The organism is Serratia aquatilis (assembly GCF_044865145.1).
Lineage (GTDB): Bacteria > Pseudomonadota > Gammaproteobacteria > Enterobacterales > Enterobacteriaceae > Chania > Chania aquatilis.
Map to the genome: position 1 here is coordinate 3,988,777 of NZ_CP173186.1, position 23,776 is coordinate 4,012,552.

Below are 23,776 nucleotides of genomic sequence, written 5' to 3' on the forward strand. Positions count from 1 at the left end.
CGGGCCGATGAATGCTACTGCGCGTGCAACTCGAAATATTACGGTTCAAAGACCTTGTGCTGCTCGGTTAGCGGGCAGCGCAGACAAGGATCTCATGTCAAAACAGTATCTGAATATCTTTACTCAGCGTAATTCTGTCATCCTTCTAGTTCTGGGTTTTGCATCAGGATTACCGTTAGCGCTGACCTCTGGCACGCTGCAAGCCTGGATGACCGTTGAGAACATCGATCTGAAAACCATTGGTATCTTTTCGCTGGTTGGTCAGGCCTATGTGTTCAAGTTCCTCTGGTCACCGTTTATGGATCGCTATACGCCATCATTCCTCGGGCGGCGGCGCGGCTGGTTGTTAATTAGTCAAATATTACTGGTGTTCGCCATTGTCGCCATGGGGTTTATGAACCCTACCCAGCATTTGTGGTGGCTTGCTGCACTGGCAGTGTTAGTCGCATTCTGTTCTGCTTCACAGGATATTGTTTTTGACGCCTATAAGACCGATCTGCTGGCGGCGGAAGAGCGTGGTGCCGGTGCGGCGGTTTCGGTACTGGGTTACCGGCTGGCGATGCTGGTTTCGGGTGGCTTGGCGCTATGGTTGGCAGATCGCTTTTTTGGCTGGCAGGCTACCTACTGGTTGATGGCCGGGCTGATGCTGATCGGTATAGTTGCCACATTGATGGCACCAGAACCGGACAACAGCATTCCAGCACCACGCACCATGGAGCAAGCGGTAATCGCTCCACTGCGTGATTTTTTTGCGCGCAACAATGCCTGGCTGCTCTTGCTGCTGATTGTGATGTACAAGTTGGGGGATGCGTTTGCCGGTAGCCTGAGTACCACCTTTCTGATCAGGGGCGTCGGGTTTGATGCCGGAGAGGTCGGCCTGGTCAATAAAACGCTTGGGCTGTTTGCTACTATTGTCGGTGCCTTGCTTGGCGGAGTACTGATGCAACGCCTGAGTCTGTTCCGGGCATTGATGCTATTCGGTATTCTGCAGGCCGTTTCCAACATTGGCTATTGGCTCCTGGCGGTTACCGATAAAAGTATTATCACCATGGGCAGCGCAATCTTTCTGGAAAACCTCTGCGGTGGCATGGGCACGGCGGCGTTTGTTGCCCTGCTGATGACTCTGTGCAACAAATCTTTTTCTGCTACCCAGTTTGCATTACTCTCGGCACTCTCTGCCGTAGGGCGCGTTTATGTCGGGCCAATTGCCGGTTGGTTTGTCGGGGCACATGGCTGGCCGCTGTTCTATCTGTTCTCGATTATTGCTGCCCTGCCCGGTTTGCTGCTGTTGGCCATTTGCCGCCAAACGCTGGAGTATACTCAACGGACCGATAGCTTTATGCCGCGAACTGAATTCCGCCGAGCTTACCAATGGGCTGTACGCCTGCTGACCTTAGGCTGTTCACTGCTCGCTATATGGTTGTTGCTATTGATTACCAACGCACTAGGTTGGACCGAATGGCCAAATCTTGCCATTCAGCTACTGCAAACAGGAGCCATCCTGAGCCTGATAGGTATTATCATGGGTAGTCTGCTCGACTATCTGGCACTTCGGCGCACACAGTTAGTCTGATTTTTATCAGCCAGCAAGAATTGCGGGCTGATAAAAATCATCATAAAAACGAATTTATTACGTTGAAAAAAGAATATTCTTACTAAAGTTATTTTTTACCTGAGCGTTTCACTCGGAAATAAAATTAAATTCACTTTAATTAAACAAATATTTTACATTAATTAAACCTTTCTTTCGGTTTTATAATCGTACCTTGTCTCTTAATCATCTTGCATACTGTTGGTTTTCCTTGATATGGCGCATGCTCGGCACGATTCAGCCTGCCAACACGTTGTTGCTATTAATAAATTGCCACATGGCGTAACATGTGTGACACCCTTAACAGAAAGTGTCTACAAGGCGCTGACACTCCTCTAAGTATGTTTACAGTACTGCAACCTTCCCGTAAAATGCTTGTACACATGAAACGACAATAGAGCCTTTGTAATTGAGGTCGTTAGATGAGACTTAAGAAATACAATAAAATTTTTGGGATGCTATCTCTAATTGCAGCCACTGTAATACTCAGCGGCTGTAATATGGTTTTGATGAATCCCAAAGGCGCAATAGGTGTTGAACAACGTACACTGATCCTCACAGCGATCGGCTTGATGTTGATCGTAGTGGTTCCAGTCATTGTCATGGCGTTCACCTTTGCCTGGAAGTATCGCGCCTCCAACAAAGATGCCAAGTACACACCAAACTGGTCACACTCCAACAAAATTGAAGCTGTTGTCTGGACCATTCCAATCATAATCATCGCCATCCTGGGTACCATTACCTGGAAAACGACCCACGCGCTGGATCCATTCAAGCCGATTGTCACTGACAAAAAGCCAATGACCATCGAAGTGATGTCGTTAGATTGGAAATGGTTGTTCATCTATCCAGAGCAAGGTATTGCAACGGTTAATGAGTTGGCGTTTCCAAAAGATGTTCCTGTCGAATTCAAAGTCACCTCTAACTCGGTAATGAACTCGTTCTTTATTCCTCAGTTGGGTGGGCAGATTTATGCAATGGCCGGGATGCAGACCAAACTGCACCTGATCGGTAACGAAGCCGGTGAATACAAAGGTATTTCCAGCAGCTACAGTGGCCAAGGGTTCTCTGGCATGAAATTCACTGCGATTGTCACCCCAACCGAAGGCGACTTCGATCAGTGGGTTGCCAAAGTGAAAGAGTCACAGAATACCCTCAACACTATCAGCGATTTTAACAAACTGGCCGAGCCGAGTGAAAATAACCCGGTTGAGTACTTCTCCAGTGTCAAACCGAATTTGTTCAAAGAGACCATCGCCAAATTCATGGGTGACATGCACACGCACAAAGGCGCAGAAGCTTCCGCGCATGAAGGCATGGACATGAGCCATGGTATGGACATGGGTGAACATACTAACGCCGGAGCCGAGGAATAATCTGATGTTCGGAAAATTAACACTTGATGCGGTTCCGTTCCATGAACCGATCGTCATGGTCACCGTTGCTGCAATTATCGTTGGTGGCCTTGCGCTGCTGGCGCTGATTACCTATTTAGGCAAGTGGAAGTGGCTGTGGAGCGAATGGCTGACGTCTGTCGACCATAAGAAAATTGGTATCATGTACATCATCGTCGCGATGGTGATGTTAATACGTGGTTTTGCCGACGCAATCATGATGCGTGGTCAGCAGGCATTGGCCTCAGCTGGTGAAGCAGGGTTCCTGCCGCCACACCACTATGATCAGATCTTTACCGCTCATGGCGTTATCATGATCTTCTTCATGGCGATGCCGTTGGTAGTTGGCCTGATGAACCTGGTGGTTCCGCTGCAGATTGGTGCCCGTGACGTTGCCTTCCCGTTCCTGAACTCACTGAGCTTCTGGTTCTTCGTAGTTGGGGTGGTGCTGATCAACCTTTCCCTGGCTGTCGGTGAGTTCGCGCAAACAGGCTGGCTGGCCTATCCACCGCTTTCCGGTAAAGAATACAACCCGGGGGTCGGGGTAGACTATTGGATCTGGAGTCTGCAGATTTCAGGCCTGGGTACACTGCTGACTGGCGTGAACTTCTTCGCCACTATAATGAAAATGCGTGCCCCTGGCATGCCGATGATGAAAATGCCTGTGTTCACTTGGGCAGCACTGTGTACCAACGTGCTGATCATCGTTTCCTTCCCTATTCTGACCGTCACTATCGCGTTGCTGACCCTGGATCGCTACCTGGGTACCCATTTCTTTACCAATGATATGGGTGGCAACATGATGATGTACATCAACCTGATTTGGGCCTGGGGCCACCCAGAGGTGTATATCCTGGTTCTGCCAGTGTTTGGTGTGTTCTCCGAAGTGACCGCAACCTTCTCAAGGAAGCGTCTGTTCGGTTATACCTCGCTGGTGTGGGCAACTATCGCCATTACCCTGCTGTCGTTTATCGTTTGGCTGCACCACTTCTTTACCATGGGAAGCGGCGCGAACGTCAACGCCTTCTTCGGGATTGCGACGATGATTATTTCCATCCCTACCGGGGTGAAAATCTTCAACTGGCTGTTCACCATGTATCAGGGGCGTATCCAGTTCAACTCAGCGATGCTGTGGACGATTGGCTTCATTATCACCTTCTCAATCGGTGGTATGACCGGGGTGCTTCTGGCGGTCCCTGGTGCAAACTTTGTGTTGCACAACAGCCTGTTCCTGATTGCACACTTCCATAACGTTATTATCGGCGGTGTTGTCTTCGGTTGCTTCGCGGGTCTGACCTACTGGTTCCCGAAAGCTTTTGGTTTCCGTCTGAATGAAACTTGGGGTATCCGCGCCTTCTGGTTCTGGATCATCGGCTTCTTCGTCGCGTTCATGCCTCTGTATGTGCTGGGCTTTATGGGTATGACTCGTCGTTTGAGTCAGAATATCAACCCTGAGTTCCATCCGATGCTATTAGTGGCTGCCTGTGGTGCTGCGCTGATTGCCTGCGGTGTTCTGTGCCAGGTCATTCAGATTATCGTCAGTGTTCGCGACCGTGAGCAGAACCGTGATCTGACCGGCGATCCTTGGGGCGCACGTACGTTGGAGTGGTCAACTTCTTCTCCACCACCGTTCTATAACTTCGCTGTAGTGCCAGAAATTCACGATCGTGATGCATTCTGGGACATGAAAGAAAAAGGTGAAGCCTATAAGAAACCAGCGAAATACGAGCCGATCCATATGCCGAAGAATACCGGTGCCGGTGTGATTATTGCTGGCTTCAGCTTGGTATTCGGTTTCGCGATGATCTGGGAAATCTGGTGGATGGCGATTGTCGGCTTCGTAGGCATGATCGTTGCCTGGATCATCAAGAGCTTCGATGAAGATGTTGATTACTATGTGCCGGTAGAAGAGATCGAGCGCATTGAAAACCAACGCTATGAACAAATCAGCAAAGCAGGCGTGAAACATGTCAACTGATATCCTGACTAAGCATAACGCAGCCCATGCAGAGCATGGGCACCACGACGCAGGTGATACCAAGGTCTTCGGATTCTGGATCTACCTAATGAGCGACTGTATTTTGTTTGCGAGCTTGTTCGCAACTTATGCAGTACTGGTAAATGGGACTGCTGGCGGTCCTTCAGGGAAAGATATCTTCGACCTGAAATTTGTTCTGGTCGAAACTTTCTTGCTGCTATTCAGCTCCATTACCTACGGTATGGCGATGATCGGCATGAACAAGGGCAAGGTTGGCAGCGTTAATAGCTGGCTGTTCCTCACCTTCCTGTTCGGTCTCGGCTTCGTAGCGATGGAGATCTATGAATTCCATCACCTCATTGCAGAAGGTTTCGGCCCGGACCGTAGTGCGTTCCTTTCCAGCTTCTTTGCGCTGGTCGGCACCCACGGTCTGCACGTGACCACTGGTCTGGTGTGGATCATTGTCATGATGATTCAGGTAAGCAAGCGTGGCCTGAATCCAACCAATAAAACCCGTCTGATGTGTCTGAGTCTGTTCTGGCACTTCCTGGACGTGATCTGGATCTGTGTATTTACCGTTGTCTACCTGCTGGGGGTTATGTAATGAGCCATTCATCCCATGAAACCTCTCACGGCGGCGCAAGCCATGGCAGCGTGAAGTCATACTTGATCGGCTTTATTCTGTCGATCATCCTGACGGTAATTCCATTTGCGATGGTGATGAGTGGCTCAGCCTCTCATTCTACCATCCTGGCGGTAGTGGTCGGTATGGCAGTGATCCAGGTGATCGTTCATCTGATCTACTTCCTGCACATGAACACTTCATCGGAAGAACGCTGGAACCTGGTGGCATTGCTGTTCACTGCTTTGATCATCGGTATCGTTGTTGTGGGTTCACTGTGGATTATGTACAACCTCAACATCAATATGATGGTCGATTAAGAGCCGAGCTGGACGTGATGATTAAGCAATACCTGCAAGTAACTAAACCAGGAATTATTTTCGGCAATTTAATTTCTGTCGTTGGGGGGTTCCTGCTTGCTTCCAAAGGGAGCATTGACTATCCCCTGTTTCTCGCCACCCTGTTGGGCGTCTCGTTGGTGGTCGCATCGGGCTGTGTATTTAACAACTACATTGACCGTGACATCGACAAGAAAATGGAGAGAACGAAGAACCGGGTGCTGGTGAGAGGCCTGATCGCGCCGAGTGCCAGCCTGGTTTACGCTACCATTCTGGGTATTGCTGGTTTTGTTCTGCTGTATATGGCAGCCAACCCGCTGGCCATGTGGCTGGCGGTAATGGGCTTTGTGGTTTATGTCGGAGTCTATAGCCTGTACATGAAACGCCATTCGGTATACGGCACGTTAATCGGCAGCTTATCAGGAGCCGCGCCACCAGTGATTGGTTATTGCGCGGTGACCAATGAGTTTGACGCTGGTGCATTGATCCTGCTGGCAATCTTCAGCCTGTGGCAGATGCCGCATTCCTATGCGATTGCCATCTTCCGCTTTAAAGATTACCAGGCAGCCAATATCCCGGTATTGCCGGTGGTGAAAGGGATCTCTGTAGCCAAGAACCACATCACTCTGTACATTCTGGCGTTTATGATTGCCACTCTGATGCTGACTCTTGGCGGGTATGCCGGTTACAAATACCTGATCGTCGCGGCGGCAGTCAGCGTATGGTGGTTGGGTATGGCGTTGCGCGGTTACAAAACCGAAAATGACAGCGTTTGGGCAAGAAAACTCTTTGTGTTCTCAATCGTTGCTATTACTTCATTGAGTGTGATGATGTCTATCGACTTTAGTGCAAGTGCAACGCCAGAAACCTTGTTAACCTATGCCTGGTAAGTGAATTTCTGTGTGAATGGGCCGCTCAGCGGCCCATTTTATTTCTCCCGCTGTTGATGAAATATCTGCTAAACAACATTCGATTTACCCCCCCTGCCCCACACACTAGAATAGCGCAGATTTGTAGGCATTATTCCTTCAGGTTCACGCTGTTCAGCCAAGCTGTCTGGGGACTAAACCGTTGCGTTGTCAGGCTAATGCCAAACTTCTTCAATTATTAACGCCACTGCTTGAAAGACGCCGGGTATACTGAGGTCACAATGAACGACAATGTAATGACGCCCCAGGAACGTCGTGCAACCTGGGGCCTAGGAACCGTTTTTTCACTACGCATGCTTGGCATGTTTATGGTGCTGCCGGTTCTAACCACTTATGGCATGGCACTGAACGGTGCCAGCGAAGCACTGATTGGTATAGCCATTGGCATCTATGGCCTGGCACAGGCGGTCTTCCAAATACCATTTGGGTTGGTTTCCGATCGTATTGGCCGCAAACCGCTGATCGTTGGCGGGCTGCTGGTTTTTGCCCTGGGCAGCGTGGTAGCGGCTGTCAGCAGTTCCATCTGGGGGATCATCCTTGGCCGAGCGTTACAAGGTTCCGGGGCTATTGCAGCGGCAGTTATGGCATTGCTGTCAGATTTAACCCGTGAGCAAAATCGCACCAAAGCGATGGCATTTATTGGCGTCAGTTTCGGCATCACCTTTGCCATTGCCATGGTCGTTGGCCCGATAGTCACCCATGCTTTCGGCTTGCATGCGCTGTTCTGGATGATTGCCGTGTTAGCTCTGGCGGGGATCGTGATCACAGTGACCGTGGTTCCTTCCGCGAGCGATCACGTTTTAAACCGCGAATCGAGCATCGTACGCGGCAGTTTCAGCAAGGTACTTAGCAATTCTCGTCTGCTCAAACTCAATTTCGGCATCATGTGCCTGCATATTTTGCTGATGTCGAGCTTTATCGCGCTGCCTCTGGCAATGGAGAAAGCCGGGCTGGCGGCGAGTGCGCATTGGAAGGTCTATCTGGTAACCATGCTGGTTTCCTTCGCTGCCGTCGTGCCCTTTATCATCTACGCAGAAAAATACCGTCGCATGAAACAGGTCTTTATGGGCTGCGTAGCTGTGCTGTTTTGTGCAGAAGTACTGCTATGGTTCTCCGGCATGCATCTATGGGGCATCATTGCGGGCGTGCAGTTGTTCTTTATGGCATTTAACGTGATGGAAGCCATTCTGCCTTCACTGATCAGCAAAGAGTCTCCAGCAGGTTATAAAGGGACAGCAATGGGGGTTTACTCTACCAGCCAATTTATTGGTGTCGCTATCGGCGGCAGCCTTGGTGGTTGGCTATATGGTCTGCAGGGTGCGGGGCTGGTATTTATTGCCGGTGCCATCATTGCAGCAATCTGGTTTATGATCAGTAGCACAATGAAAGAACCGCCTTATGTCAGCAGCCTGCGTATTACGCTGTCTGAACTGGCAGTGCAGGATTCCGCATTGCAAACCCGCCTGATGGCGCAGCCAGGCGTAGCGGAAGCGGTGGTGGTACCTGAGGAGCGCAGCGCCTACGTGAAAGTCGATACCCGACAGACTAACCGTGGTCAGTTGGAAGCACTGGTAGAATCGCTTTAGCTTTAAAGGAAAGGGCCGATAAACCGGCCCTTATACGCATCTTAATCGCGGAAATTCTTGAACTGGAAAGGCTGCCCGAGATCGGCACCGCGTACCAGTGCCATCACGCCCTGTAGGTCATCGCGTGACTTGCCTGTAACACGTACTTCATCTCCTTGAATTTGTGCCTGCACTTTCAGCTTACTGTCTTTGATCAGCTTAACGATTTTCTTCGCCAATGTGGTTTCAATACCTTGCTTCAGTTTCGCTTCAACACTGTAAGTTTTACCGCTGTGAGTCATCTCTTCAGGGATCTCCAGTGCTCCGCCATCAATACTGCGTTTACTCAATTTTTCACGCAAAATATCCAGCAGTTGTTGCACTTGGAAGTCAGACTCGCTAGCCACTTTAATGCTCTCATTTTTCTCATTCAGCTCAAAGCTGGCTGGCACATTGCGGAAGTCCCAGCGGGTACTGAGATCGCGAGTGGCATTCTCAACGGCATTGCGAACTTCCTGCATATCGATTTCGGAAACGATGTCGAAAGATGGCATACTTCTTCCTCCTGAATAGGCGCCTGCCTGCTGTGGCGCAATAATTTAGATGCGGTGCATAATACCTGCTTTGTAGCCTCAGGCAAAATTCTGATCACACAGCTAAACAAGACGTTCAGCCCCAGAAAAGCCTATAATCAGCAAGATTAATCAGCGGTATTCCCGGACACCAAGGAGATTGAATGAAAATAACAATTCTTGGTTGCGGTGCGCTCGGACAACTTTGGCTCTCAAGGCTCTATCAACAGGGCCACGATGTACAGGGATGGTTACGGGTACCACAGCCGTTTTGTGCGGTGAACGTGATTGAGCCCGACGGCACCACGTTCAACCGTAATTTGCCAACTAACGATCCTGAGCACCTGTTGCAGAGTGAACTATTACTGGTAACACTGAAAGCCTGGCAGATTTCTGGCGCAGTGACCCCATTGCTCCCCAAACTAAACCCTCGATGCGCTATTTTACTGCTGCACAATGGCATGGGTGCTCAGAATGAATTGCCACCGCACAATCAACCGATACTGCATGGTACCACTACCCATGCTGCACGCCATGAAGGTAACGCTATTGTTCATGTCGCCAACGGGATCACTCATATTGGCCCTACAACACCGCAGGCTACACACCTCAGCCACTTGGCAGAAATACTACATCAGGCATTGCCTGATGTAGCTTGGCATAACCACATTGCGGCAACCAATTGGCGTAAACTGGCAGTAAGCTGTGCTATCAATCCATTGACTGTCATGTATAACTGCCGCAATGGTGATCTACAACGTTACCCAGAACAGATAGAACGCATCTGCCGTGAAGTTATCAGCGTGATGGAGATGGAGGGTTACCATACCTCATGCGAAGGCCTGATATTCTATGTCATGCAAGTTATCCAGAGCACAGCAGACAACATATCCTCTATGCTGCAGGACATTCGTGCTCAGCGGCATACCGAAATCGACTACATTACCGGGTATTTGCTCCGCCGCGGGCGAAGCCATGGCTTGACCTTGACAGAGAACACCCATCTATTTGAAATGGTTAAACAAAAGGAAAATGAGTATGAGCGTTTCGGCACTGGTTTGCCTGGCACCTGGTAGTGAAGAAACCGAGGCCGTTACTGTCATCGATTTGCTGGTTCGTGCAGGTGTAAAAGTGACGACTGCCAGCGTTGCCGGAGATGGCGGGTTGACTATTGTCTGCTCGCGCGGTGTGAAATTGCTGGCCGATGCACCACTCGTCGCGATCGTGGACGAAGCCTTTGACGCGATCGTATTGCCAGGGGGCTTAAAAGGTGCGGAGTGCTTCCGTGATAGTCCGTTATTGGTAGAGAAAGTGCGTCAAATGCATCTGCAGAGCAAAATTGTAGCCGCCATCTGCGCTGCCCCGGCACTGGTATTACAGCATCACAACCTGTTCCCTGTGGGCAATATGACCGGTTTCCCCGGTTTGAAGGAGCAGATCCCACAGGAGCAGTGGATGGAAAGGCGCGTGGTTTTCGATCCACGCGTCAATCTGTTAACCAGCCAAGGGCCAGGTACATCCATGGAGTTCGCCTTAAAGCTAATCGATTTACTTCTGGGAAAAGCCAAAGCCGCAGAGATAGCAGCACAATTGGTACTCATTCCCGGTATGTACGATTTCCGCGATTAAGGATGAATGACTAAATAGCAATACCGTTAAAATACGGTATTCAGACTGCTGACAAACCCCGTTATTAGGGAGAGCGTGCCGATGGGGTCGTAACGACGTAAACCGTCGGAGCGCCCCTCGGTGCGCTAGGCCCGGGTATCTCGGGTCAGAAGGCGACTTTGTCATCAACCTCAATACCGTTAAAACACGGTGTTGCTATTTTTAGAGACGGTTACGGGCGATACACTTTAACGTTGGTGTAACCTTGCTCATGTAAATATAGCGCTTGCAGGCGGCTCATCACTCCACGGTCACAATACAGCAGATAGGTTTTGCTTTGATCAAGATCGCCAAACTGACTACTCAACTTGTAGAACGGCAAAGGTTTAACGTCTACCTGTACCAGTTGTAACGGCTTCTCTTCTTGTTCGTCTATAGAGCGGATATCTAGAATCACCTCATCAGCGCTAAACTCGGCAACGGTTTCTACTTCAACGATCTGCTGCTGCGTCTCTTCAGCAATAGTACGGATATCAACGTTACGCGCTTCGCGTACCACACGCTCCAAGATCTCGAAGTCAAAATTGTTTTCTTCTTCTTCAATCTTGCTTTTTACCGCTTTAACCGTTGGATTTTTCGAGATCACACCGCAATACTCCGGCATGGTCTTGGCAAAGTCTTCCGTGCCGATTTCACGTGCAACATCAATGATATGTTCTTTATCATGCGAAATCAGCGGGCGCAGAATCAAGGTATCGGAAGCGTTGTCGATCAGGCGCAGGTTAGTCAACGTCTGGCTGGAAACCTGCCCCAGCGCTTCACCGGTCACCAGAGCCTGCACACCATAGCGCTCGGCAACCTGAGAAGCGGCACGAACCATCATACGTTTTAGCACCACGCCCATTTGGCCATCATCCACTTTCTCCAGGATCTCACCCACAACAGGCTCGAAGTCGATGGCGACAAAACGCACTTTATGGGAGCTGCCAAAGCGGTTCCACAGATAGTACGCCACCTGCTTCACACCGATTTCATGCGCTGCGCCCCCCAGATTGAAGAAGCAATAGTGTACACGGCAACCGCGCCGCATCAGCATATAGCTGGAAACCCCGGAATCAAAACCGCCAGAAATCAATGACAACACATCTTCCTGCGTGCCGATCGGATAGCCACCAATACCTTCACGGCGGGATTTGACCAGCAGCAATTTGTCGTCTTCAATCTCCAGATTCACCGTTACCTGTGGGTGCGAAAGCTTAACGCGTGCACTTTGGATATGTTGGTTCAGGCCCCCACCGACATAACGTTCTACATCCTGTGAACTGAAATCATGCTTGCCACGCCGCTTAACTCGCACACAGAATGTCTTGCCTTCCAACTGTTCACGATAGGTTTCCAGCGCCTGCTCAAAGATATGATGCACATCGGTATAAGCACGATCTTCCACTTCCAGAATATGGTGAATGCCGGGAATACGCGTTAATGCCTCCGTTATCACTGGACGCCGTTCTTCGTTTTTGGCGCGTACCTCGATAAAATCCCAGTGGCGGACCACCGCCAGAGTTTCATCATACTGCTTCAGGACGTTACGGATATTGGTCGTCAGGATCTTAATGAAGCGCAACCGCACAGATTGGCTCTTGATGGTGATTTCCGGGAACAATTTAATGATAAACTTCATGGCGGTCTTTATTATCTGATAAGAAATTACGGGGTAAAAGTTTAATACCCTCAATCTTCCGAGCGGCGGCGGTTGGCTGCAACTTACAAGCTATTAGGTATACAATGACGATAAGATTGATAAAACGTTCGGCAAGCCCGCAGTTTTATCAATTTTATCCGGGCGCGAAGTATATCATCATCTGATGGTATCCCGCGCGAAAAACCATACAGACGTGCCATGATTTGCTAATCAGGATCCGCTAGGATAGGCTCTGGCCCCACGGTTCACATATTGATGTAGAAAGAAAACTATGCCGAAAAAACCAGTACCGTCAGACAGTAAAGAACAAAGCATCAGCTTTGAAAACTCCCTGAGTGAACTTGAGAGTATCGTGACGCGGCTGGAGTCTGGTGAGTTGCCGCTGGAGGATGCGCTCAATGAGTTTGAGCGCGGCGTACAGCTGGCACGTCAGGGTCAACAAAAACTGCAGCAGGCCGAGCAGCGGGTCCAGATCCTGCTTAACGACCACAGCGACGATGCTGTGTTGACTCCCTTTACCCCGGACGCTGAGTAATTACAATGTCTGAGTTCCACGAACAGTTACAGGCCTTCCGCCTGCGCAGCGATCGCGCACTGCTGGACTACATCGCGCCGTTACCGTTCAATAATGGCAAAATGGTTGAAGCCATGCGCCACGGTGCCTTGTTAGGCGGCAAACGGCTGCGGCCTTTTCTGGTTTATGCCACCGGGCAGATGTTTGGATTGAGTCTGGATAATCTGGATGCTCCCGCTGCGGCTGTGGAGTGCATTCATGCCTACTCGCTAATCCATGACGATTTACCTGCCATGGATAACGATGATTTGCGTCGTGGTCAGCCAACTTGTCATATAAAATTCGGTGAGGCCAACGCCATTCTTGCGGGCGATGCTCTGCAAACGTTGGCTTTCTCGATCCTGGCCGATGCAGATATGCCTGATGTTGCCTTGCGCGATCGTCTGGCGATGATTTCCGAACTGGCCAGTGCCAGCGGCGTAGCGGGTATGTGTGGGGGTCAATACCTGGATATGGAAGCCGAAGGTAAACAGATAGACCTACAGGCGCTAGAACAGGTCCACCGCCATAAAACGGGCGCGCTGATCCGCGCGGCAGTTCGTCTGGGTGCGCTGGCAGCCGGTGAACCAGGCCGCGCAGCGTTGCCAGCGCTTGACCGTTATGCAGCCGCAATAGGCCTGGCATTTCAAGTTCAGGATGACATTCTTGACGTGGTTGGTGAAACCGCAAAAATCGGTAAACGTCAAGGCTCAGACCAGCAACTTGGAAAGAGTACCTATCCTGCCCTACTCGGGCTTGACAGCGCGAAGTTAAAAGCGTGGGATCTCTATCAGGAAGCCTTGGCAGCATTAGCCTCTTTAGAAACACAATCTTATAACACAGCGCCATTGCGTGCGTTAGCCAGCTTCATTATTGAACGCGACAATTAACGTATGACGTCAACACCTCTGATATGAGTATCGAATGAGTCTTGATATAGCCAAATACCCGACCTTGGCACTCGCGGAAACACCGGAAGAACTCCGCTTATTGCCAAAAGAAAGCCTGCCGAAGCTGTGTGACGAACTGCGGCAATATCTGCTGGACAGCGTTAGCCGTTCCAGCGGTCATTTTGCGTCTGGACTGGGTACCGTCGAACTGACGGTGGCACTGCATTATGTCTACAATACGCCATTCGACCAGTTGGTGTGGGACGTTGGCCACCAGGCCTACCCGCATAAAATCCTGACAGGCAGACGGGATCGTATCTCCACCATCCGTCAAAAAGATGGCTTGCATCCATTCCCATGGCGTGCAGAAAGCGAGTATGACGTGTTGTCTGTTGGCCACTCCTCGACTTCGGTCAGTGCTGGTTTGGGTATTGCCGTAGCGGCAGCACGTGAAGGTAAAAATCGCCGTACCGTCTGTGTTATCGGTGACGGTGCCATCACCGCGGGCATGGCCTTTGAGGCTATGAACCATGCTGGTGACATCACCCCGGATATGCTGGTGATACTGAACGATAATGAAATGTCGATCTCCGAAAACGTCGGTGCCCTAAATAATCATCTGGCTCAGCTACTATCAGGCAAGCTCTATTCCACGCTACGTGAAGGCGGCAAAAAGGTACTCTCGGGCCTCCCCCCGATCAAAGAGCTGTTAAAAAGAACCGAAGAGCATCTAAAGGGTATGGTTGTGCCTGGAACGCTATTCGAAGAACTGGGTTTCAACTACATTGGGCCAGTAGACGGCCACGATGTGCAGGGGCTGGCCGCTACCCTGAAAAATATGCGCGATCTGAAAGGCCCCCAACTGTTGCATATCATGACCAAGAAAGGCCGTGGTTATGCCCCTGCGGAAAAGGATCCCATCAGCTTCCACGCCGTACCCAAATTTGATCCCGCCAGTGGCACCCTGCCGAAAAGTGCCGGTGGATTACCTACATATTCAAAGATTTTCGGTGACTGGCTGTGTGAAACCGCAGCCAAAGATAGCCAACTGATGGCTATCACACCGGCCATGCGCGAAGGTTCAGGTATGGTGAAGTTCTCGCGTGAATATCCGCAGCAATATTTTGATGTCGCAATAGCCGAGCAGCACGCAGTTACCTTCGCCGCTGGCCTGGCAATTGGCGGCTATAAACCGATTGTGGCGATCTACTCCACCTTCCTGCAGCGCGCCTACGATCAGGTGATCCATGATGTGGCGATCCAGAATCTGCCGGTGATGTTTGCCATAGATCGCGGCGGTATAGTGGGGGCCGACGGCCAAACTCACCAGGGTGCGTTCGACATTTCTTTCCTGCGCTGTATCCCGAATATGGTGATCATGACGCCTAGTGACGAGAACGAATGCCGTCAGATGCTGTATACCGGTTATCACTATAATGATGGCCCGACGGCAGTCCGTTATCCTCGGGGTAGCGGTACAGGCGCAAATCTGGAGCCATTAGCTTCCTTGCCACTTGGCAAAGGTATCGTACGCCGCGAAGGCGAGAAAGTTGCGATCCTCAACTTCGGCACTTTGCTACCCGAAGCCCAACAGGTAGCCGAAGCGATGAATGCCACGCTGGTAGATATGCGCTTTGTAAAACCGCTGGATGAACAACTGGTGCTGGAGATGGCTGCAAGCCATAAGGTACTGGTGACACTGGAAGAGAATGCCATTATGGGCGGGGCAGGCAGCGGTATTAACGAGTTGCTCATGGCGAAACGCCGTGTGATACCCGTGCTAAACATTGGCCTACCTGATTATTTCATCCCGCAAGGTAGCCAGGAAGAGATCCGCAGCGATCTGGGCCTGGATGCTGCCGGTATTCAACGTCAGATCGAGACTTGGTTGCTATAAATTGGGGTTAATTAACGCCTACCCGACTTAAAAGGCGCGAGATGCACCCGCTATGCGCGGCAGAAGGCATTGATGCCTTGATTGCCGAGCGTGTCGCAGCGCTTGCGGAAGAGCGCGGCGTTTTGCGGGCACAGATTGCGCTGGCTTAGCTGCTCTGCTTGGTAAAGCTGTAATCAATTGGCGCATCACGCAGTGAGCATCTCGAAGACGCCGTTGCCGCCGTTGAGCTAGTGCTGAAACCTGCAGAGATGGCGTTATTGGAAGCGGCCTATGTGCCACATCGTGTGATAGGTTTTGAATAAAACTGCGGCAAACCAGCGGATTTACTCCGCTGGTCGTTGATCGGCTCAGCTTAGAATAGCCCTATCGGCCAATGATGACCAATCAGATAGATGATAACGGCAGCAAGCACACCAGCAACAATATCATCGACCATGATCCCCATACCGCCATGCACGTTACGATCAAACCAACGGATCGGCCAGGGTTTCCAGATATCCAGAATACGGAATAGCACAAATCCGGCAGCCACCCACTGCCAACTGTTTACCGGCAGCGCCATCAGAGTGATCCACATACCGACAAACTCATCCCAGACGATGCTACCGTGATCGTGTACCCGCATGTCTTTGGCTGTCCGGTGACACAAATACACGCCGATACAGATACTGAACATGACCAGTAACGAATAAAGCTGCCATGGCAGTTGGATCAGCAACCACCAGAATGGAATAGCGGCCAGCGACCCCATGGTTCCAGGCATGGCTGGCGAAAGCCCACTGCCAAACCCGGTAGCCAGTAAGTGCCACGGGTTACTCATGCGTAACCGGCTTTTGGCTTCATCCTTCATGATTTTTGCTCACCACTGAAGTGATCGAACCCTCCCCACGGTAATACGATCTCTCGATTATCGCGGTAGAACTTCATCCCTTCGGACTGCGGGCCGATTTGACCAATACAGGTGTAATCTGCGCCTAAATTGCTGAGCGCCACTTCCAGCGCACCACGATTGATCTCGGGCACAGTAAAGCATAACTCATAATCTTCACCACCGGTCAAAGCCCAGCACAGAGCTTGCTCAGCATCAGTGTTACCGGTCAGAACCTGCGACATGGGTAACTCATCGAGTTCAACACGCGCACCGCACTGAGAGGCGTTAAGCACATGTTTTAAATCTGAAATCAGGCCATCTGAAATATCGATCGCCGAACTGGCCAAATCACGCAACGCCTGGCCTTGCAATACACGCGGCTGCGGGCGCAGATGCCTTGCCAGCAGATATTCACGGGCAACGCGCTCATTCACTTGCAAGCGTTGTTGTAGGATCGCTAACCCAGCGGCGCTGTCCCCCAGCGTACCGGTCACATAAATCCAGTCACCGATCCTGGCCCCCGAGCGGGTCAATGCTCGCCCTACAGGGATCAGGCCATTAATGGTCAACGTCATACTGAGCGGCCCACGGGTGGTATCCCCACCGATCAACTGCATACCGTAGTAATTAAGCTGTTCGAACAGGCTATCGCTGAACGCCTTAAGCCACTCTTCGTCTACTTCAGGTAGCGTCAATGCCAGCGAAAGCCAAGCAGGATCGGCGCCCATGGCAGCCAGATCGCTCAGGTTAACCGCCAATGCTTTGTAACCGAGATCTGCCGGATTGATGTCCGGCAGAAAGTGAATACCTGAAACCAGGGTATCGGTACTGATGGCTAAAAGCTGTTTTTCTGCCACTGTCAGAAGTGCGCAGTCATCTCCAATGCCCAACTGTACATCCCGGCGCAAACTCTTGAACCGGTCAAAATAGTGGGCTATGAGGTCAAATTCGCCGCATGCCATGTTTGATATTCCCAATGAATCAGGGCCGGTTTCCCGGCCCTGATTTTTCACTTTTTCTTACGAATGCTAGGGCCCGCTTTATCGAGCACGCCATTCACAAACTTATGGCTATCTTCGGCCCCGAAGGTTTTCGCCAGCTCGATGGCTTCATTGATAGCCACTTTGTAAGGGACATCTTCACGCATTTTCAGCTCGAACAGCGCAATACGCAGCACGGCTTTTTCCACCTGGCCCAACTCGTCGAGCAGGCGTGACAGGTATGGAGCCATCAGGCCATCCAGCATACCAGCGTTCACCGCCACGCCAGACAGCAGTTCACGAAAATAGGCGATGTCAACATCTTTGACATCCTGCTCCGTCAGGAACTGGTGTTCAACATCGGCAATGTCATTTTTAGACAACTGCCAAGAGTAAAGCGCTTGAACAGCGCACTCACGAGCACGGCGACGAGCAGCAGGTTTCACGGAATTCCCCTTAAACTAAATTCAGGCTTTAATAGCTTTGATAACATTAATCATTTCAAGTGCGGTCAGGGCTGCCTCTGCACCTTTATTGCCTGCTTTGGTGCCTGCACGCTCGATCGCTTGTTCGATGCTTTCGGTGGTCAGAACGCCAAAGGCAACCGGGATCTCAGTGTTCAGTGAGACATTACCCAGGCCAGAACTGGCTTCGCCCGCCACATATTCGAAGTGCGCGGTGCCCCCACGGATCACGGTACCCAGAGCAATAACCGCATCATACTTGCCGGTATTAGCCAGCACACGTGCGGTTAATGGCAATTCGTATGCTCCTGGGACCCAGACAACAGTTATGTTGTCATCAGCAACCTGGCCAATACGTTTCAGCGCGTCGATAGCGCCTTGCAGCAGGCTGTCGTTGATGAAATTGTTAAAACGTGCAATTGCGATCGCCACACGGGCATTAGGAGTAGCAACAACACCTTCGATAACTTTCATGGGCTTTCCTTAAAAATGGGTTCAATAACCCCGCAGGGGGGCGGATTCTATCATATTCTTTGCCTGCCTGCGCGGCGGTTTTGCAAAACACTAACCACGCCAGCATGCAAAGGCGACTTCAGGCTTTTAAACGCAGGCGCAGGCGCAAATCGGGACCAATCTGGCGTACTTCACTGAAGACAAACTCCGGTGCATCGGCAATGCGATCCAACCCCGGCAGGCAGCATAGACCTCGGCCATTGTCACCCAATAATTTGGGTGCAACGTATAACAGAAGTTCATCCACCAGCCCGGCTTGTAATAGTGCACCGGCAAGATGTGCCCCAGCCTCAACCCAAATGCTATTTACCTGTCGTTTAGCTAATTGCATCATCATCACAACCAGATCGATGCCGCCGCCGTGAGCAGGAAACGACAGCTGTTCTACAGTTTCCGGCCAGAGCTGGTCATCCGGCTGCAGCCGCGCCAACCAAGTGGTGCCAGGCTGTTGTATGATTTTATGTTGCGGCTTGACCCGATTCTGGCTATCCAAAATAATCCGTAGCGGCTGCCTGAGGTTTTCACGCGGGTAGATCTGGCGGATTTCATCGCCCAGTTCATCCCAACGCACTGTCAGCGAAGGGTCGTCTGCCAGAACGGTAGCACTGGTGCTGAGGATCGCCGAGCTTTCAGCCCGCAGCCGCTGCACGTCCTGCCTAGCCTGCGGTGAAGTGATCCACTGGCTTTCACCAGATGCCATGGCTGTACGGCCATCCAACGATGTGCCTAGCTTAAGCTGTACATAAGGGAATCCTGTGCGCATACGCTTAAGAAACCCAAGGTTGACCGCCTCAGCTTCTGCCAACATGACGCTGTGACAGACTTCAATCCCCGCCTGTTGCAGCCGGTATAATCCACGACCGGCAACTTGCGGGTTGGGATCCTGCATCGCAGCAACCACACGGCTGATACCAGCGGCAACCAGCGCATCAGCACAAGGCGGTGTGCGGCCATGGTGGCTGCAAGGCTCAAGCGTGACATAAGCCGTAGCGCCTTGAGCGCGTTCGCCTGCCATACGCAGGGCATGAACTTCAGCATGGGGTTCACCAGCTCGCAAGTGATAGCCTTCACCGACGATATTGCCATCGCGCACAATAACGCAACCTACATTCGGATTCGGTGTGGTGGTGAAGCGCCCCAGTCGCGCCAGTTCAAAAGCGCGAGCCATGTAAAACTCATCGTTATGCATGAGGATCCTGTTAGTCTTGCAGTTTTGCAATCTCTTCGCCGAATTCACGAATATCTTCAAAACTGCGGTAAACCGAAGCAAAACGGATATAAGCCACTTTATCTAATTTTTTAAGCTCATCCATCACCAGATTACCGACCATCTTGGTAGGCACTTCACGTTCGCCAGTCGCTCTCAACTGGGATTTGATGTGATTGATGGCATTCTCCACGTCATCGGCACTGACCGGGCGTTTCTCCAGTGCTTTCTGCATGCCACGACGCAACTTTTCTTCATTAAAGGGTTCACGAACCTCATCACTTTTGATCACCCGTGGCATCACCAGCTCAGCCACTTCAAAAGTAGTAAAACGTTCATTACAAACCACACATTGGCGACGACGGCGCACCTGCGAGCCATCACCCACCAGGCGGGAATCAATAACTTTGGTATCAATGGCAGCGCAGAAAGGGCAGTGCATAACTCGTCCTGATAAGTGTTCTTATAATTAATAACAGTTTACCCCGAACTGCGGCCACAACAAAGACCGCCGGCCATTTGTTGCATTTTGAAGCCAGGATGAGTGATAAACCAGCCACAACAGGATGACAGTATGACTTTACCGACCTATATCGTTAAGCTGGTACAGGCACGACTAAAAGGAAATCGCAAACATGACAATCAGTTATCGTAAGGTCTGTATGATCGCTGCCTTGATTCTTATGGCGGGTTGCGCGCAGAACCGTGAAGTACCGAAACTAAAAAGCCAGGTGGTTGAGCTGAAACAAATGTTGGGCACGTTAGCCGAGCAGGCTCTTGCACTAGAGCGCCAGAACAGGCTTAACCAGAACTCTTCCACTGGCGTTTACCTGTTGCCGAATGCCAACAGTGCCGCCAGATTAAACAGCAGCGTGGGCGAACTGAGTGTTTCACTGAGCGAGGTCAAGAGCGAAGCTAACGGCAGCCAGGCGATGCTGTCGATCCGAGCGCTGCCCGGTCAATTCCTCCCCAACTTTACCGCTACCGTGGAATGGGGGCCGTTGGATACCGCAACCGGTATGCCGATCTCGGCGGAAGCTCAGTCACAACCGCTTCAGAGCCGCAGTTCACTGTTACCGAAAACCGAGCAGGTGTTTGAGTTACGATTGAGCGGAGTCACGCCACAGCAGTTGGGTTATATTCGCCTGCACGGTTTAACCCCACAGTCGGCAGCACCGGCGGTTACGCAGTAATCGGGCAAGACTGGCAAATAAAATGAGCGCCGCTTTGGCGCTCATTTTATTTAGTCGAAGGTACAACAGATTAAATCACGGCAAGATAGAGGGCTGATCTGCCCCCTCTTTCTCTACTTTCTGCTGCAGCATGTGCTCACGTTTCATACCCAGTTTCAACGCCAGCGCAGAGGCGACGTAGATAGAGGATATGGTACCGATTGACACACCGATCAGCATGGTAAGAGAGAAGCCCTGCAGCATCGCGCCGCCGAAGATGTACAGCATCAGCACCACCATCAGCGTGGTAGCCGAGGTCATGATGGTACGGCTCAAGGTCTGCGTCAGCGAGACGTTCATGATTTCATAAGGCGTACCGCGGCGTATTTTGCGGAAGTTCTCACGAATACGGTCAGATACCACGATACTATCGTTCAGAGAGTAACCGATAACCGACATCAGAGAAGCGACAATAGTCAGGTCAATCTCTATATGGAACAGAGACAATACACCCATGGTGATGACCACGTCGTGCGCCAGAGCGATAACTGCCCCCAGCGCCAAGCGCCATTCAAAACGGAAACCCACGTAAATCAGGATACAGATCAACGCCACCAGCAGCGCCATGCCACCGGTTTGCGCCAATTCACTCCCTACGCTTGGGCCGACAAACTCAATCCGCTTAACTGTTGCATTTTTATCGACATCAGCGTTGATAACGCTGATGACTTTGTTACCCAGTTCCTGACCTGCGGTGCCAGTTGCTGGCGGCATGCGCACCATAACGTCACGGCTGCTGCCAAAGTTCTGGATAATCGGGTCTTTGAACCCGGCTTTCTCCAACGTATCGCGCATCAGATCCAGATTTGCGGGTTGTTCCAGGTTGATTTCAATCACCGTACCACCGGTGAAATCGAGCCCCCAGTTAAAACCACGCACGGACATAATGGCTATAGACGCAATCAACAGCACCAATGAGATGCCGAAGGCCACGTAATCCCAACGCATAAAGTCATAGACTTTACGGCCGTAGTTGAGTTGTTCAACAGTATAATCCTGTGCCACAACGCACTCCTCAGATAGACAGCTTGTTAATGCGCTTGCCGCCGTAAAGCAGGTTGACAATGGCACGAGTACCGACAATCGCGGTGAACATGGACGTCGCCACACCTATTGCGGTGGTGATGGCAAAGCCCTTGATCGAACCAGTACCTACTGCGTACAGAATGATCGCGGTAATCAGGGTAGTAATGTTGGCATCAACGATACTGGAGAACGCGCCTTTATAGCCTTCATGGATGGCCTGCTGAATGGATCGTCCATTCTTCAGTTCCTCCTTGATACGTTCATTTATCAGTACGTTGGCGTCAACCGCCACCGCCAGCGTCAGCACAATACCGGCAATCCCCGGCATGGTTAACGTAGCCCCCGGCAACAGTGACATCACGCCGACAATCAGCACCAGGTTGGCCATCAGTGCGGTTGAAGCAATCAGACCAAACTTGCGATACCAGACCACCATGAACACGATGGATGCCACCAAGCCCCACAGGCAAGCTTCCAAGCCCTGGGTAATGTTCTGCTGACCCAGCGTTGGCCCGATAGTCCGCTCTTCCACAATCTGGATTGGGGCAATCAACGCACCGGCACGCAGCAGCAGCGAAAGCTGACGAGCTTCGTTCGGGTTATTGATACCGGTGATACGGAAGCTGTTACCCAGACGCGACTGAATATTCGCCACGTTGATCACTTCTTCCTGCTTCACCAGAATTGAACGGCCATTGCTGTCTTTCTTGCCGCTGTCTTTGTACTCCACGAACAGGGTTGCCATCGGCTTACCGATGCTATCCTTGGTGAAGTTCGACATGGTTGTACCACCGGCACTGTCCAGCGAAATATTAACCTGTGGCTGGTTGTATTCATCGGTGCTTGAGGTGGAGTCAGTGATGTGGTCACCGGTAAGGATCACGCGCTTGTACAGCACGATAGGTTGACCTTCACGAGTAAATTTCACCTCAGAATCACCAGGAACACGGCCATTGGCTGCAGCAGTCGCATCGGCGTTGGTATTAACCAGACGGAATTCCAGCGTAGCGGTCGCCCCCAAAATTTCTTTGGCGCGTGCCGTATCCTGAATACCAGGCAGTTCAACAACGATACGGTCAGCACCCTGACGCTGTACCAACGGCTCGGCAACGCCGAGTTGGTTAACACGATTACGCAGGATAGTAATGTTCTGCTGCACCGCGTATTCGCGCGCTTCGCTCAAACGAGCGTCTGTCATTGTCGCTTTCAGGGTGTTGGCCCCGTTGGCAGAAAGCACCAGATCGCGCTGACGCGGTGCAATAAAACCGATTGCTTGATCGCGGGCAGCATCGTCACGGAATCGGACTTCTACGCCGTTGTTTTCCAGCTTACGGATTGAGGCGTAAGGAATACCTTTTTCGCGTAGTTCGCTACGCAGGGTATCCATGGTTTGCTCTTGCAACTTGCCCAGTGCGGTGTCCATGTCAACTTCCATCAGGAAGTGAACACCACCACGCAAGTCCAGACCCAGTTTCATCGGTTCTGCATTGAGCAAGCTCAACCAAGCTGGTGTGGCAGGAGCGAGGTTCAATGCCACAACATATTTGTCACCCAATTCCGCCATCAAGGCTTCACGGGCACGCAACTGGATATCAGGATCGCTGAAACGAGCGAGGATGGCACCGTTTTCCAGCGCAATCGACTTGCTCGTAATCTTCTCTTTTTCTAATACGATACGGACTTGGTCCAGCGTAGCTTCACTGGCGGCGACACCGCGCGCGCCAGTGATTTGTACGGCCGGATCCTCACCGTAAATGTTGGGAAGCGCATAAAGCAGACCGACGAGGATCACAACGATCAACATCAGGTACTTCCACAAAGGATAACGGTTTAGCACGGCAATT

General features: G+C 51.2%; 23 protein-coding genes. 13 read left to right on the plus strand and 10 right to left on the minus strand.

The annotated features are described in order from the left end of the window. The first annotated feature begins 94 nt into the window (after positions 1–94). The 7 genes from ampG to SAQUA_RS18050 all read left to right on the plus strand — a co-directional run bounded on the left by ampG (position 95) and on the right by SAQUA_RS18050 (position 8,438). Positions 95–1,573 (plus strand): muropeptide MFS transporter AmpG, encoded by a 1,479-nt coding sequence (ampG, locus tag SAQUA_RS18020; protein ID WP_380674721.1) that lies wholly within the window; start codon positions 95–97, stop codon positions 1,571–1,573. Positions 1,574–2,013: 440 nt separating this feature from the next. Beyond that, positions 2,014–2,967, plus strand: a complete 954-nt coding sequence (cyoA, locus tag SAQUA_RS18025; RefSeq protein WP_380674719.1) for a cytochrome o ubiquinol oxidase subunit II — start codon at positions 2,014–2,016, stop codon at positions 2,965–2,967. 4 nt (positions 2,968–2,971) lie between these two features. Next, entirely contained in the window at positions 2,972–4,963 is a 1,992-nt protein-coding gene (gene cyoB, locus SAQUA_RS18030) for a cytochrome o ubiquinol oxidase subunit I (RefSeq protein ID WP_380674717.1), read from the plus strand. Then, positions 4,953–5,567 (plus strand): cytochrome o ubiquinol oxidase subunit III, encoded by a 615-nt coding sequence (locus SAQUA_RS18035; RefSeq protein ID WP_380674715.1) that lies wholly within the window; start codon positions 4,953–4,955, stop codon positions 5,565–5,567. Before cyoB ends, SAQUA_RS18035 begins: the two co-directional genes overlap by 11 nt. Next, positions 5,567–5,905 (plus strand): cytochrome o ubiquinol oxidase subunit IV, encoded by a 339-nt coding sequence (locus SAQUA_RS18040; protein WP_380674713.1) that lies wholly within the window; start codon positions 5,567–5,569, stop codon positions 5,903–5,905. Before SAQUA_RS18035 ends, SAQUA_RS18040 begins: the two co-directional genes overlap by 1 nt. 17 nt (positions 5,906–5,922) lie before the next feature. Continuing rightward, a complete protein-coding gene (cyoE, locus tag SAQUA_RS18045; RefSeq protein ID WP_380675059.1) occupies positions 5,923–6,813 on the plus strand; it encodes a heme o synthase in 891 nt (296 codons plus the stop codon). 260 nt (positions 6,814–7,073) lie between these two features. After that, positions 7,074–8,438 carry an MFS transporter gene (locus SAQUA_RS18050; protein WP_380674711.1) on the plus strand — a complete coding sequence of 455 codons (1,365 nt, stop codon included), beginning with the start codon at positions 7,074–7,076 and terminating at the stop codon, positions 8,436–8,438. A 41-nt stretch (positions 8,439–8,479) separates the two neighbouring features. On the opposite strand, the gene SAQUA_RS18055 is transcribed toward SAQUA_RS18050, so the two are convergent. Beyond that, complete coding sequence (locus SAQUA_RS18055) at positions 8,480–8,971, minus strand: YajQ family cyclic di-GMP-binding protein (protein WP_380674709.1); 492 nt, start codon at positions 8,969–8,971, stop codon at positions 8,480–8,482. 182 nt (positions 8,972–9,153) lie between these two features. Between SAQUA_RS18055 and panE the strand changes: the two genes are divergently transcribed. Both panE and yajL read left to right on the plus strand, forming a co-directional pair. Then, positions 9,154–10,065 (plus strand): 2-dehydropantoate 2-reductase, encoded by a 912-nt coding sequence (gene panE, locus SAQUA_RS18060; RefSeq protein WP_380674707.1) that lies wholly within the window; start codon positions 9,154–9,156, stop codon positions 10,063–10,065. Continuing rightward, complete coding sequence (yajL, locus tag SAQUA_RS18065) at positions 10,028–10,618, plus strand: protein deglycase YajL (protein WP_380674705.1); 591 nt, start codon at positions 10,028–10,030, stop codon at positions 10,616–10,618. The genes panE and yajL overlap by 38 nt, the downstream gene beginning before the upstream one ends. Positions 10,619–10,829: 211 nt before the next feature. On the opposite strand, the gene thiI is transcribed toward yajL, so the two are convergent. Further along, positions 10,830–12,278: a tRNA uracil 4-sulfurtransferase ThiI gene (thiI, locus tag SAQUA_RS18070; RefSeq protein ID WP_380674703.1), complete on the minus strand. Its 1,449-nt coding sequence runs from the start codon at positions 12,276–12,278 to the stop codon at positions 10,830–10,832. 292 nt (positions 12,279–12,570) lie between these two features. Between thiI and xseB the strand changes: the two genes are divergently transcribed. The 3 genes from xseB to dxs are packed head-to-tail and all read left to right on the plus strand — an operon-like array spanning position 12,571 to position 15,639. Then, the gene (gene xseB, locus SAQUA_RS18075) at positions 12,571–12,834 is read left to right on the plus strand and encodes an exodeoxyribonuclease VII small subunit (RefSeq protein ID WP_380674701.1); all 264 of its coding nucleotides are present in this window, start codon (positions 12,571–12,573) and stop codon (positions 12,832–12,834) included. A 5-nt stretch (positions 12,835–12,839) separates the two neighbouring features. Beyond that, positions 12,840–13,742, plus strand: a complete 903-nt coding sequence (gene ispA / locus SAQUA_RS18080) for a (2E,6E)-farnesyl diphosphate synthase (RefSeq protein WP_380674699.1) — start codon at positions 12,840–12,842, stop codon at positions 13,740–13,742. A gap of 34 nt (positions 13,743–13,776) precedes the next feature. Further along, on the plus strand, positions 13,777–15,639 hold the full coding sequence (gene dxs, locus SAQUA_RS18085; protein WP_380674697.1) for a 1-deoxy-D-xylulose-5-phosphate synthase: 1,863 nt from the start codon (positions 13,777–13,779) through the stop codon (positions 15,637–15,639). Between the two features lie 352 nt (positions 15,640–15,991). Here the strand turns inward: dxs and pgpA are convergent, their stop codons facing one another. The 6 genes from pgpA to nrdR form a co-directional block, all read right to left on the minus strand. Continuing rightward, positions 15,992–16,489: a phosphatidylglycerophosphatase A gene (pgpA, locus tag SAQUA_RS18090; protein WP_380674695.1), complete on the minus strand. Its 498-nt coding sequence runs from the start codon at positions 16,487–16,489 to the stop codon at positions 15,992–15,994. Continuing rightward, positions 16,486–17,472, minus strand: a complete 987-nt coding sequence (gene thiL / locus SAQUA_RS18095; protein WP_380674693.1) for a thiamine-phosphate kinase — start codon at positions 17,470–17,472, stop codon at positions 16,486–16,488. Before thiL ends, pgpA begins: the two co-directional genes overlap by 4 nt. Positions 17,473–17,519: 47 nt before the next feature. After that, positions 17,520–17,936: a transcription antitermination factor NusB gene (nusB, locus tag SAQUA_RS18100; protein WP_380674691.1), complete on the minus strand. Its 417-nt coding sequence runs from the start codon at positions 17,934–17,936 to the stop codon at positions 17,520–17,522. Positions 17,937–17,957: 21 nt separating this feature from the next. Beyond that, on the minus strand, positions 17,958–18,428 hold the full coding sequence (gene ribE, locus SAQUA_RS18105; RefSeq protein ID WP_037394682.1) for a 6,7-dimethyl-8-ribityllumazine synthase: 471 nt from the start codon (positions 18,426–18,428) through the stop codon (positions 17,958–17,960). A gap of 118 nt (positions 18,429–18,546) precedes the next feature. After that, positions 18,547–19,656 (minus strand): bifunctional diaminohydroxyphosphoribosylaminopyrimidine deaminase/5-amino-6-(5-phosphoribosylamino)uracil reductase RibD, encoded by a 1,110-nt coding sequence (ribD, locus tag SAQUA_RS18110; RefSeq protein ID WP_380674688.1) that lies wholly within the window; start codon positions 19,654–19,656, stop codon positions 18,547–18,549. 10 nt (positions 19,657–19,666) lie between these two features. Continuing rightward, positions 19,667–20,116: a transcriptional regulator NrdR gene (gene nrdR, locus SAQUA_RS18115; protein WP_380674686.1), complete on the minus strand. Its 450-nt coding sequence runs from the start codon at positions 20,114–20,116 to the stop codon at positions 19,667–19,669. A gap of 193 nt (positions 20,117–20,309) precedes the next feature. Between nrdR and SAQUA_RS18120 the strand changes: the two genes are divergently transcribed. After that, positions 20,310–20,867, plus strand: coding sequence for a DUF3251 domain-containing protein (locus tag SAQUA_RS18120; protein ID WP_380674684.1), 558 nt, complete (start codon positions 20,310–20,312; stop codon positions 20,865–20,867). Between the two features lie 75 nt (positions 20,868–20,942). Here the strand turns inward: SAQUA_RS18120 and secF are convergent, their stop codons facing one another. Together secF and secD are read right to left on the minus strand one after the other, a co-directional pair. Next, positions 20,943–21,911: a protein translocase subunit SecF gene (gene secF, locus SAQUA_RS18125; RefSeq protein WP_380674682.1), complete on the minus strand. Its 969-nt coding sequence runs from the start codon at positions 21,909–21,911 to the stop codon at positions 20,943–20,945. Between the two features lie 10 nt (positions 21,912–21,921). Further along, positions 21,922–23,769: a protein translocase subunit SecD gene (gene secD, locus SAQUA_RS18130; RefSeq protein WP_380674680.1), complete on the minus strand. Its 1,848-nt coding sequence runs from the start codon at positions 23,767–23,769 to the stop codon at positions 21,922–21,924. Between the last annotated feature and the right edge of the window lie 7 nt (positions 23,770–23,776).

Bases quoted from the DNA above. Each gene is read 5' to 3' on its own strand.
- ribD (WP_380674688.1), bottom strand. From the start codon at position 19,656: ATGCATAACGATGAGTTTTACATGGCTCGCGCTTTTGAACTGGCGCGA.
- pgpA (WP_380674695.1), bottom strand. From the start codon at position 16,489: ATGAAGGATGAAGCCAAAAGCCGGTTACGCATGAGTAACCCGTGGCAC.
- ispA (WP_380674699.1), top strand. From the start codon at position 12,840: ATGTCTGAGTTCCACGAACAGTTACAGGCCTTCCGCCTGCGCAGCGAT.
- SAQUA_RS18120 (WP_380674684.1), top strand. From the start codon at position 20,310: ATGACAATCAGTTATCGTAAGGTCTGTATGATCGCTGCCTTGATTCTT.
- thiL (WP_380674693.1), bottom strand. From the start codon at position 17,472: ATGGCATGCGGCGAATTTGACCTCATAGCCCACTATTTTGACCGGTTC.
- dxs (WP_380674697.1), top strand. From the start codon at position 13,777: ATGAGTCTTGATATAGCCAAATACCCGACCTTGGCACTCGCGGAAACA.
- xseB (WP_380674701.1), top strand. From the start codon at position 12,571: ATGCCGAAAAAACCAGTACCGTCAGACAGTAAAGAACAAAGCATCAGC.
- SAQUA_RS18035 (WP_380674715.1), top strand. From the start codon at position 4,953: ATGTCAACTGATATCCTGACTAAGCATAACGCAGCCCATGCAGAGCAT.
- thiI (WP_380674703.1), bottom strand. From the start codon at position 12,278: ATGAAGTTTATCATTAAATTGTTCCCGGAAATCACCATCAAGAGCCAA.
- SAQUA_RS18050 (WP_380674711.1), top strand. From the start codon at position 7,074: ATGAACGACAATGTAATGACGCCCCAGGAACGTCGTGCAACCTGGGGC.
- yajL (WP_380674705.1), top strand. From the start codon at position 10,028: ATGAGCGTTTCGGCACTGGTTTGCCTGGCACCTGGTAGTGAAGAAACC.
- panE (WP_380674707.1), top strand. From the start codon at position 9,154: ATGAAAATAACAATTCTTGGTTGCGGTGCGCTCGGACAACTTTGGCTC.
- ampG (WP_380674721.1), top strand. From the start codon at position 95: ATGTCAAAACAGTATCTGAATATCTTTACTCAGCGTAATTCTGTCATC.
- cyoA (WP_380674719.1), top strand. From the start codon at position 2,014: ATGAGACTTAAGAAATACAATAAAATTTTTGGGATGCTATCTCTAATT.
- nrdR (WP_380674686.1), bottom strand. From the start codon at position 20,116: ATGCACTGCCCTTTCTGCGCTGCCATTGATACCAAAGTTATTGATTCC.
- SAQUA_RS18040 (WP_380674713.1), top strand. From the start codon at position 5,567: ATGAGCCATTCATCCCATGAAACCTCTCACGGCGGCGCAAGCCATGGC.
- cyoE (WP_380675059.1), top strand. From the start codon at position 5,923: ATGATTAAGCAATACCTGCAAGTAACTAAACCAGGAATTATTTTCGGC.
- SAQUA_RS18055 (WP_380674709.1), bottom strand. From the start codon at position 8,971: ATGCCATCTTTCGACATCGTTTCCGAAATCGATATGCAGGAAGTTCGC.
- ribE (WP_037394682.1), bottom strand. From the start codon at position 18,428: ATGAAAGTTATCGAAGGTGTTGTTGCTACTCCTAATGCCCGTGTGGCG.
- cyoB (WP_380674717.1), top strand. From the start codon at position 2,972: ATGTTCGGAAAATTAACACTTGATGCGGTTCCGTTCCATGAACCGATC.